Source organism: Stenotrophomonas sp. SXG-1 (genome assembly GCF_014083965.1).
GTDB classification, from domain to species: Bacteria; Pseudomonadota; Gammaproteobacteria; order Xanthomonadales; family Xanthomonadaceae; genus Stenotrophomonas; species Stenotrophomonas geniculata.
The window spans coordinates 2,525,816-2,535,273 of sequence record NZ_CP046588.1 but is presented as its reverse complement, the minus strand read 5'-3'; the positions used below and the strand labels follow the sequence as shown (position 1 = coordinate 2,535,273).

The 9,458-nt window shown below is 67.2% G+C and carries 10 protein-coding genes; 7 read left to right on the top strand and 3 right to left on the bottom strand.

The window, feature by feature from the left end; genetic code table 11:
• Nucleotides 1–3: 3 nt before the first annotated feature.
• The 7 genes from GOC52_RS11635 (at nt 4) to GOC52_RS11605 (ending at nt 6,513) form a co-directional block, all read left to right on the top strand.
• Nucleotides 4–903 carry a peptidylprolyl isomerase gene (locus GOC52_RS11635; RefSeq protein WP_191849487.1) on the top strand — a complete coding sequence of 300 codons (900 nt, stop codon included), beginning with the start codon at nt 4–6 and terminating at the stop codon, nt 901–903.
• Between the two features lie 25 nt (nt 904–928).
• Nucleotides 929–2,260 (top strand): MFS transporter, encoded by a 1,332-nt coding sequence (locus tag GOC52_RS11630; RefSeq protein WP_053443160.1) that lies wholly within the window; start codon nt 929–931, stop codon nt 2,258–2,260.
• Between the two features lie 142 nt (nt 2,261–2,402).
• On the top strand, nt 2,403–3,617 hold the full coding sequence (locus GOC52_RS11625; protein ID WP_010485316.1) for an oxygen-independent coproporphyrinogen III oxidase: 1,215 nt from the start codon (nt 2,403–2,405) through the stop codon (nt 3,615–3,617).
• Between the two features lie 11 nt (nt 3,618–3,628).
• Nucleotides 3,629–4,405, top strand: coding sequence for a helix-turn-helix domain-containing protein (locus GOC52_RS11620; protein ID WP_010485317.1), 777 nt, complete (start codon nt 3,629–3,631; stop codon nt 4,403–4,405).
• 19 nt (nt 4,406–4,424) lie between these two features.
• The gene (gene modA, locus GOC52_RS11615; protein WP_049455116.1) at nt 4,425–5,168 is read left to right on the top strand and encodes a molybdate ABC transporter substrate-binding protein; all 744 of its coding nucleotides are present in this window, start codon (nt 4,425–4,427) and stop codon (nt 5,166–5,168) included.
• A 3-nt stretch (nt 5,169–5,171) separates the two neighbouring features.
• Nucleotides 5,172–5,855 (top strand): molybdate ABC transporter permease subunit, encoded by a 684-nt coding sequence (modB, locus tag GOC52_RS11610; protein ID WP_049455117.1) that lies wholly within the window; start codon nt 5,172–5,174, stop codon nt 5,853–5,855.
• Entirely contained in the window at nt 5,845–6,513 is a 669-nt protein-coding gene (locus tag GOC52_RS11605) for an ATP-binding cassette domain-containing protein (RefSeq protein WP_019659884.1), read from the top strand. Before modB ends, GOC52_RS11605 begins: the two co-directional genes overlap by 11 nt.
• Nucleotides 6,514–6,606: 93 nt before the next feature.
• On the opposite strand, the gene GOC52_RS11600 is transcribed toward GOC52_RS11605, so the two are convergent.
• From GOC52_RS11600 to GOC52_RS11590, 3 genes are all read right to left on the bottom strand, one after another.
• Complete coding sequence (locus GOC52_RS11600) at nt 6,607–8,136, bottom strand: diflavin oxidoreductase (protein ID WP_171954404.1); 1,530 nt, start codon at nt 8,134–8,136, stop codon at nt 6,607–6,609.
• Nucleotides 8,133–8,561, bottom strand: coding sequence for a PAS domain-containing protein (locus GOC52_RS11595; protein ID WP_005409905.1), 429 nt, complete (start codon nt 8,559–8,561; stop codon nt 8,133–8,135). The genes GOC52_RS11600 and GOC52_RS11595 overlap by 4 nt, the downstream gene beginning before the upstream one ends.
• A gap of 135 nt (nt 8,562–8,696) precedes the next feature.
• A complete protein-coding gene (locus tag GOC52_RS11590) occupies nt 8,697–9,092 on the bottom strand; it encodes a hypothetical protein (RefSeq protein ID WP_043396261.1) in 396 nt (131 codons plus the stop codon).
• Nucleotides 9,093–9,458 lie beyond the last annotated feature (366 nt).

Genomic DNA, 9,458 nt, shown 5'->3' with positions numbered 1-9,458 from the left:
GCCATGGGCAGCCTGCCGAAATTCCTGCCGATCACCGTGATCGACTCCGCTGCGCCGGTTCCCGCCGAGGCGCATTCGCACCACCATGACGCGGCAGCGCAGGGGCCGCGCTCGCTCGGGCAGCCGGCACCGTGCCGGCTGTTCGTGGACGAGACCGCGATCAGCGAGGCTGACATCGCCCGCGAGATGCAGCACCACCGGGCGATGCGCCCGGAGCAGTCTCGTGCTGAAGCGGCACGTGCACTGGTGGTGCGTGAGCTGCTGCGCCTGGAAGCGCAGCGGCTTGGGCTGCAGGCGCCGGAGGGCAACCGGGTAAGCGACGAGGAAGTGCTGATCCAGCAACTGCTGGAAGATGCGATCGAAGACCGCGTGCCGACCGATGAAGACTGCCGCCGCTACTTCGAGCAGAACCCGGAGCGCTTCCGCTCGCCCGACCGCGTGCGCCTGCGCCATATCCTGCTGGCCGCGCCGGCCGACGACGTGGCTGGGCGCTTCGCCGCACGTACCCAGGGCGAGCGGCTGGTCGGGCTGCTGAAGGAGTCGCCGCACCTGTTCGCCGATTTCGCCTTGCGCCATTCGCGTTGCCCATCCAGCAGCGAAGGCGGCGACCTGGGCTGGCTGCAGCGCGGGCAGACCACGCCGGAGTTCGACCGCCAGGTGTTCCGCCTGCGCGAGGGCCTGGCCGGTTTCCCGGTGGAATCACGCTGGGGCTACCACGTGGTCTGCGTCGATGCCCGCGAGGAAGGCCAGCCGCAGCCGTTCGAGGCGGTGCTGCCGCAGCTGCGTGACTACCTGGAGCTGCAGGTGCGCCAGCGTGAAGTGCAGGCCTACCTGCTGCAGCTGCAGGAACGCTACCCGGTGCGCGGGCTGGATGAGATCGAAGCCGAAGCGGATATCGGCTGAACCCCCCCTTGAACCAGGAGAATTCATGAACCAGGCTCTTGCCCCCGCCAGTGCCGGGCAGCAGCAACGTGCGCTGTGGCTGAGCACGTTCGCCTTCACCGTGTGCTTTGCGGTGTGGATGATCTTTTCGATCATCGGCATCCAGATCAGTCAACAGCTCGGCTTGAATGACACCCAGTTCGGCCTGTTGATCGCCACCCCGGTGCTGACCGGCTCGGTCAGCCGGGTCTTCCTCGGCATCTGGTCCGATCAATTCGGTGGCCGCAAGGTGATGGTGCTGGTGATGCTGTGTGGCGCAGTGGCCACCTGGATGCTGACCTATGCGCAGACCTACCCCCAGTTCCTGACTGCCGCGCTGTGCGTGGGCATCGCCGGCGGCAACTTCTCGGTGGGCGTGGCCTACGTCTCCAAGTGGTTCCCGGCCAGCAAGCAGGGCACCGCGCTGGGCATCTTCGGTGCCGGCAACATCGGCTCGGCGGTGACCAAGCTGCTGGCGCCGCTGGTGATGGTGGCGGCCGGCTGGACCATGGTCGCCAAGGTCTGGGCCGTTGCGCTGGCCGTCACGGCGGTGCTGTTCTTCCTCTTCAGCAAGGAAGACCCGTCGCTGGAGCAGCGCCGCCGCGAGGGCGTGAAGCCGGTGCCGTTCGCCGAGCAGATGGCGCCGCTGAAGAACCTCCAGGTCTGGCGGTTCTCGCTGTACTACTTCTTCGTGTTCGGCGGCTTCGTGGCGCTGGCGCTGTGGCTGCCGCACTACCTGGTGGGCGCCTATGGCATGGACGTGGGCCACGCCGGCATGTTGGCGGCTTGCTATTCGATCCCGGCCAGCCTGTTCCGCGTGGTCGGTGGCTGGATGTCGGACCGGATGGGCGCGCGCCGGGTGATGTACTGGACCTTCGGCGTGTCGGCCATCTGCACCTTCCTGCTGGCCTACCCGGATACCGAGTATGTGGTGAAGGGCATCCATGGCCCGATCCACTTCCATCTGGCCATCGGGGTGGTGATGTTCACCGTGCTGGTGTTCGTGCTGGGCTTCTTCATGTCGTTGGGCAAGGCCGCGGTCTACAAGCATATTCCGGTGTACTACCCCAGGCACGTGGGTGCGGTGGGCGGCGTGGTCGGCATGATCGGTGGCCTGGGTGGCTTCATCCTGCCGATCGTGTTTGGCGCGCTGAATGACGCGGTGGGCATCTGGAGCAGCTGCTTCATGCTGCTGTTCGTGCTGGTGGCGGCTGCACTGGCGTGGATGCACTTTGCGATCCGTCGCATGGAACGCCGCCACTTCCCGCAGATCGACCGCGAAACCGATCTGCCCGAAGCCATCGATGCGGCCGCCGCCGAGCGGGTGCGCGGCGGGTGAAGGTGTTTGCCGGCCAGCGGCCGGCACTACCAAATGGTGGGTGAAGGGGTAGTGCCGGCCGCTGGCCGGCAGCAACCATCAGATGCGCCGCGCTTGATTTCAATCAGGGCCACGCGAAGAGGAACGCCCGAAGATGTCTGCCATGAGCTTCCACGTTGACGAGAGCGAGGACACTGCGCTGCAGGCGGCATTGCTGCGGCAGCCCCGGCACGTGCTGTTTCCGCCGGCTGACCAGTTCAGCACCGGCTTTGGCGAAAGCGGGTGGCGCGCCGCCGTGCGCGCCAGCAACGAGCACCTGATCCCGCGTGGCTTGACGCTCGGCTTCCAGGCCGGCCGTGGCGGACGCGATGCGCCACCGCAGGCGTATCTGGATACCCTGCTGCTGGCGCTGCGGCTGCAGGCCGACGCGCTGGCCGAGGACCGTGAAGTGGTGGCGATGGTGCTGCAGCTGGGGCTGGCCGAGACGTTGCCGCCGCCGCAGCTGGGCCAGCTGCTGGATGCGGTGCCGCAGCACCTGCGCACCGTGGCGCGGCCCCAGGTGGAGGTGCGGCTGGACGCAGGCAGCGCGCTGGCGCCGGCGCAGCTGCGTGCGGTGGGCTGCACCCGCTTGAACGTGATCGATCGTGCCGATGCACCGGGGCCGACCCTGCTGGCACAGGCGCGACAGGTGGGCTTCACCGCGCGCTACTACCAGTTGCGGGTACCCGGCAGCGAGGACGCCGGCTTCATTGAACGGCTGCACGAGGTGCTGGCCGAGGCGCCGGAGCGCATCCTGCTGCCGGCGCCGTGTGCGCTGCCGGAACATCCCTCGGCCGTCCATTGGCTGCAGGCCTGGCGCCTGCTGCGCGCTGCGGGTTACGAACCGATTGGTGGCGATCACTATCAGCGCGGCGATCTGCCGAACCCGCACGGTCCGGGCGATGGCCAGCGCCATTGCGATCTTGCCGGTGTGCCACGCCGCGACCGCAGCGATTTCATCGGCCTTGGGCTGTCCGCCTGCAGCCAGATCGGCGAGGTGTTCTACCGGCTGGAGGACGAACTGGGCGAATGGCGTGCGCGGCTGCAGGCCGGGCACATGGGCGTGTCTGCCGGGTTGATCCTGTCCGAGGACGAGCGGTTGGTGGCCGAAGTGGCGCAGAGCATCGCCTGTGACCACGCCCTCGATGCGGCTGCCTTCGAGTGGCGCAACGATGAACCGTTCGAGGAATGTTTTGCCGAACAGCTGCCCGCGTTGTCGCCGTTGCTGGCACGCGGCTGGGCGCAGTGGGATGCGCGCGTACTGCGCCTGGCCGAAGAAGGGCGCCTGCTGTGGCGTATGATGGCCGCATGCTTCCGGCCGGCGGCCGCCATCGCTTGAGTCTTGCCCCGATGTCTTCAATTCCGCCTTCGCAGGGCCGTCTCGGCCGGGCCACACCCAACCCCGCCGCCGCCGATGATGGCGACGCACTGCACTTCTGCAGCACCTGTGCGTTCTCCGACGCATGCATGTCGCAGGGTTACGACAAGACAGCACTGGGCGATCTGCACGTGCTGGTGGACCATGTCGGTCCGTTCCATGCGGGTGACTACATTTTCCGCGCTGGCGAATCGTTCGATTCGATTGCTGCGGTGCGCGCTGGCATGGTCAAGACCTTCGTCGATGACAGCCAGGGCAACGAGCAGGTGCTGGGCTTCAGCCTGCCGGGTGAAGTGATCGGCCTCAACGCGATCCACGGTTCACGCTTTCCCTGCAATGCGGTGGCGCTGGACACCGTGCACCTGTGCCGCATCTCGTTCCCCAAGCTCAGCCTGTTGGCCACCCGCATGCCGGGGCTACAGGCCAAGCTGTTCAGCCTGCTCAGCGCGGAGATCGGCAAGGTCGCGACCCTGGCCGCCAACCACCGTACCGAAGAACGCATGGCCGCGTTCCTGCTGGACATGTCCGAGCGCTACGCGCGGCGCGGCTTTTCCGCCACGCGCTTCAACCTGACGATGGCGCGTACCGAGATCGCCAATTACCTGCGGATGGCGCCGGAAACCGCCAGCCGCGTGCTGCGCCGCCTGAGCGATGATGGGATCATCGCGGTGAAGCAGCGCGAGATCCTGCTGCTGCAGCCCGAGCGCCTGGCAGCGCTGGCGGTGGCCGACGAATCCGATCCGAACTGAACCTGGCCGGGAGCCGACGATGAAGCGAGCTGGACTGTTGTTGCTGGGCCTGCTGGCCACGGTGCCGGCCTGGGCGGCCGAGCTGACGGTGTCGGCGGCATCAAGCCTGACCGAGAGCTTCCGTGAACTGGGCGCGGCCTACGAAAAGGCGCACCCGGGAACCAAGGTGGATTTCAACTTCGCCGCCTCCGGCGTGCTGCTGCAGCAGATCAGCCGCGGCGCACCGGTGGATGTGTTCGCGTCGGCCGATGAAACCACGATGGACCAGGCCGAACAGCAGGATCTGCTGGCGGCCGGCACCCGCGAGGTGTTCGCGGTGAACGCGCTGTGGGTGGTGGTGCCGCCGCAGGCCAAGGCGGCGCCGCGTACCTTGAAGGACCTGGCCGGTGCTGGTGTGCAGCGCATCGCACTGGGCAACCCGGACAGCGTGCCGGTGGGCCGCTATGCCAAGGGTGCACTGGAAGTGGCGGGCCTGTGGCCGTCGGTGCAGGGCAAGGCCATCACCACGCAGAACGTGCGCCAGTCGTTGGACTACGTGGCACGCGGTGAAGTGGATGCCGGCTTCGTCTATGCCACCGATGCGCAGGCGATGCCCAACCGCGTGCGCCGTGCCTTCGCGGTGCCGGTGGCAGGGCGCATTGCCTATCCGCTGGCCGTGATCAAGGCCAGCCCACAGCAGGCGGAAGCCAGGCGCTTCACCGCCTTCTTGCGTTCGGCACAGGGCCAGGCGATCCTGGCCAAACACGGGTTCGGCAAGCCCTGAGGCATGGATCTGGACTGGAGCGCATTGGGGTTGTCGCTGAAGGTGGCTGGCTGGGCCACCGCGATCAACCTGGTGCTGGGCGTAGCACTGGGCGCGCTGCTGGCGCGTCGGCGTTTTCCAGGCCGTGAGCTGCTGGATTCGTTGCTGACCTTGCCGATGGTGCTGCCGCCGACGGTGCTGGGGTACTACCTGTTGGTGCTGATCGGCCGCAATGGCCCGATCGGCGCGTGGCTGCAGTCGTGGTTCGGTATCAACCTGGTGTTCACCTGGCAGGCTGCAGTGATCGCTGCGGCGGTGGCTTCGCTCCCGCTGGTGTTCAAGCCTGCGCGCGCGGCGTTCGAGGAAGTGGACGGGCAGTTGGAACAAGCCGCACGCACGCTCGGTGTGTCCGAAGCCGCGGTGTTCTTCCGCATCACGCTGCCGCTGGCTTGGCGTGGCATTCTTGCCGGTCTGTTGCTGGCGTTTGCACGCGCGATGGGCGAGTTCGGCGCGACGCTGATGGTGGCGGGCAGCATTCCCGGCCGGACGCAGACGCTGTCGATTGCCATCTACGAGGCGGTGCAGGCCGGTCAGGATGGCAGGGCCAATGCGCTGGTGATCCTGACCTCGGTGGTCTGCATCGTGATCCTGTTGCTGGCTGCGCGGCTGGTGGGCGGACGTCGCCGGGAGCTGCGTGATGTGGCTTGACCTGCAGGTGCAGCGCCGCCTGCGGGCGGCCGGCCAGGATTTCGTGTTGGACGTATCGCTGCAGTGCACGCAGCGCCAGGTGGTGCTGTTCGGACCCTCGGGTGCCGGCAAGAGCCTGACGCTGAAGGCGGTGGCCGGGCTGCTGCGGCCCGGGCAGGGACATGTGCGCGTGCAGGGGCAGACCTTGTTCGATGCGGCCAACGGCGTGGATCTGCCGCCGCAGCGCCGCCGGCTGGGCTACGTGTTCCAGGATTACGCGTTGTTCCCGCACCTGAGCGTGCGCCAGAACGTGGCGTTCGGGCTGGAGCGCGGGTGGTTGAATCCGCGCGCGCGCCAGCGCTTCGATGCGGTGGAGCAGTGGCTGCACGCATTCCGCATCGACACGGTGGGCGATCTGCTGCCCTCGCAGGTCTCCGGTGGCCAGCGCCAGCGCACTGCATTGGCGCGCGCCCTGGTGACGCAGCCGCAGGCGCTGCTGCTGGATGAGCCGTTCTCCGCACTGGACCACGACCTGCGCCAGCACCTGCGCCAGGAGCTGGAAACCGTGTTGGACCGGACCGGCATCCCGTTGTTGCTGATCAGCCACGACCCGCAGGACGTGGCCATGTTCGGCCAGCAGGTGGCGCGCGTGGTCGACGGCCGCATCGTCGGCGATTGACCTGCACCTGTAGAGCCGAGCCCATGCTCGGCTGCTCTGCGCGACACCGCCAACAGCAGCCGAGCGTGGGCTCGGCTCTACAGGATCAACGGATCAATACAGTTCACAGTGCGTGCGGCCTTCATTCCGCAGCGCGTCCCATTGCCCTGCACCCGCGACGGCATCGATGGCCTCGCGCACCGCGCCTTCCAGGTGGCGCTTGCTGCCGCACAGGTACAGATGCCCACCGCGGGCCAGGACGTCGCGCACTTCGCTGGCGCGCTGCTGCAGCACATGCTGCACATAGACCTTTTCGGTGCCATCGCGCGAGAACGCAGTATGCAGGCCGGCCAGCACGCCACGCGTGTGCCAGTCCTGCAGCTGGTCGCGGTACAGGTAGTCGTGCTGGCGATGCTTCTCGCCGAACACCAGGTGCACTTCACGTTCGCAGGCGTTGGCCTGCAGTTCCTGCATCAGGCCCATCAAGGGCGCGATGCCGGTGCCGGTGCCGACCAGCAGCAGCGGTGCCTCGCCGGTATCGGGCAGGTGGAAGCCGGGGTTGGAGCGGCAGTACACACGGGCATGGTCGCCGCCATGCAGCAGGCTGCCGGTGGCAGTGCCGACGCGTTCGCGGCCGCGCAGGGTGTAGCGCACTTCGCGCACGCATAGGCTCAGCTGGTCGTCGCACGGGTGCGAGGCGATGGAATAGGCGCGCGGCAGCCGCGGTGAAAGCAGTTCGCGCAACCGGGCCAGCGGCACGCTGTCCGGCGTGGCGTGGTCCTGCAGCACATCCAGCAGGTCCAGGCCGTGCAGGTAGGCGTCCAGTTCGCGCTTCTGGCTGACCTTCAGCAGGCCCTTCAGTACCTCGCTACCGCCGAGCTTGGCCAGTTCGCGCAGCACGCCCTTGCTCAGCAGGCGCAGCTCGCGGTCGTGCAGGGCGGCCACGGCGGCCGTGTCGCCGTACCAGGTGGTCAATGCCTGCAGCAGGGCAGGGTCGTTCTCGGGTACCACGTGCAGGGTGTCGCCCGCGCGGTAGGCCATGCCACTGCCGGCAATGTCCAACTGCAGGTGCCAGGCGGCCGGGTCGCTGCTGTTCAAGCGGCGACGTTCGAGAATGGGGGCGGCAAAGGCATTGTCTTCGCCATAGGCGGTGACCTGCAGGCGCAGGTCCTGGCCAGCGCTGAGGTCACCCTCCAGCACCTGGCCCAGCACCGGCTGCCATTGCTGGAAGAACTGCTCGTAGCCCAGATCGGCGTCCACGCGGTGCAGCAGCGGCTGGGCCTGGCGCTCGCTTAGTGCTACATCCAGCGCCTTGGTGAAGCCGCAGAAACTGGGGTAGCCGGTGTCACCCAGGCCGAACACCGCATAGCGCAGGCCGCGCAGCGTCGGGGTCTGGCGCAGTGTTTCGAAGAACTGCTCGCCGTTGGCTGGCGGCTCGCCATCGCCGAACGAGCTGGAGATCGCCAGCAGCACATCGCCGTGGCCGAGGCTGGCTACGTCGATGTCGTTGAACGGGAGCACCTGCGGCCCGTGCGGCTGCAGGTCCGCGCCAAGGCGCTGGGCCAGGGCGCGGGCGTTGCCCGACTCGGACGCGAAACCCACCAGCAGGCGGCTGAAGGGCGTACTGGCCGGGAGGGCGTTCACGCGGCCTCGTAGAAGTCGTCGAACTTTTCCTTGCTGAACTCGACCAGGTCGTAGTTCTGCATCAGGTCGTTCACCACGCGGCGGATGCTGATGTACGAGGTGATGTTGCCGTCGGCGTCGAACAGCGGCTGCACGGTGGTATCGACCACATAGAGCACGCCGCCCTTGCCGAGGTTGGGCACGATGCCGGTCCAGGTCTTGCCGGCCTTGATGGTGTCCCACATGTCCTTGTAGACGGCCTTGGGCACATCCGGGTGGCGCACGATGCTGTGCGGCTGGCCGATCAGTTCCTCGCGGGCGAAGCCGGTGAGCGTGCAGAACAGGTCGTTGGCATAGGTGATATTGCCCTGCAGGTCGGTGGTGGAGATCACCATGACGTTCTGCATGGCGTTCAGCAGCTGGGCGTTGTCGGGGGTGTAGCTCATCGCAGGGTCCTTGTGGATGCCGGTAACGCCGGCGTGTTCGGGTCCTGCATAGAGATACGCCCGCACGGCGGCGGGCGGTTTGACATTGGTCAAGTGGGGCGCACGATGGCCTGCGACCGGGTGTCGCAGTGGGCGTCACTGCTGCAGGGGAAAACCGATCGTCTCGTGGCAATGCTGCACCAGGTGGCGGCCTCCCTCATTGATGCGCAAGGTTTCCGCGTCACCGAAGAACCGCAGCAGCGCTGTTGCGGTCGTACTGCCCGCATGCGCGGAGTGCCTGGCCGCGGGTGGCAGAAACGGATCAGCTCGGGGGTCGTGTCCGCCAGGGAGGTCCGCACGTGCAAGGGCGCCTTCGATCAACAGCTGGGCACATGCACCTGCCAGATAGGCGTCAGGTTCACGCTGACTGCCGCGCCGAGGCTGCCCTGACAATACAGTGGCGATATGCTGGAACTCGTGTGCGGTGGTGGCGATCGCGCGCCTGCGCAGCGAATCGATGTCGGGGCTGGAGGGAAACCAGAAGCTGACCATCTGGCCTGACTGCTCTGGTCCTGGCAGTTGTCGCCAGATGCCACCTCCGTCACTTACGATCGTGAGCTGATAGCGCACAGGCGTCCGTTCAAGCCCATTGGCCTGGAGCGGCAGTCCAGCGGATCGTGCGGCGGCCTTGCAGAGCCGAGACGCCTGCGCGGCCGAGAGCGCTCCATCTGCCCAGAGAACTCGAGTTGCGACGGATGACCACCTGCACTGGATGGATCGATTGGGATGCTCCGAGCTTTCCGGGCCGGATAGCACCGACACTGTGCTGATCTTCAGATGTGAGGAAGGGCCTCGCAGCAGTGTGGCATATGCGCCATCGTTGCCGACCAGGTTCCGGGGAGGCAGCTGAATGGATTG

What these genes read in the sequence shown, in the direction of transcription:
- GOC52_RS11635 (WP_191849487.1), top strand. Translation starts at nt 4, where the DNA reads ATGGGCAGCCTGCCGAAATTCCTGCCGATCACCGTGATCGACTCCGCT.
- GOC52_RS11630 (WP_053443160.1), top strand. Translation starts at nt 929, where the DNA reads ATGAACCAGGCTCTTGCCCCCGCCAGTGCCGGGCAGCAGCAACGTGCG.
- GOC52_RS11625 (WP_010485316.1), top strand. Translation starts at nt 2,403, where the DNA reads ATGAGCTTCCACGTTGACGAGAGCGAGGACACTGCGCTGCAGGCGGCA.
- GOC52_RS11620 (WP_010485317.1), top strand. Translation starts at nt 3,629, where the DNA reads ATGTCTTCAATTCCGCCTTCGCAGGGCCGTCTCGGCCGGGCCACACCC.
- modA (WP_049455116.1), top strand. Translation starts at nt 4,425, where the DNA reads ATGAAGCGAGCTGGACTGTTGTTGCTGGGCCTGCTGGCCACGGTGCCG.
- modB (WP_049455117.1), top strand. Translation starts at nt 5,172, where the DNA reads ATGGATCTGGACTGGAGCGCATTGGGGTTGTCGCTGAAGGTGGCTGGC.
- GOC52_RS11605 (WP_019659884.1), top strand. Translation starts at nt 5,845, where the DNA reads ATGTGGCTTGACCTGCAGGTGCAGCGCCGCCTGCGGGCGGCCGGCCAG.
- GOC52_RS11595 (WP_005409905.1), bottom strand. Translation starts at nt 8,561, where the DNA reads ATGAGCTACACCCCCGACAACGCCCAGCTGCTGAACGCCATGCAGAAC.
- GOC52_RS11590 (WP_043396261.1), bottom strand. Translation starts at nt 9,092, where the DNA reads ATGGTCAGCTTCTGGTTTCCCTCCAGCCCCGACATCGATTCGCTGCGC.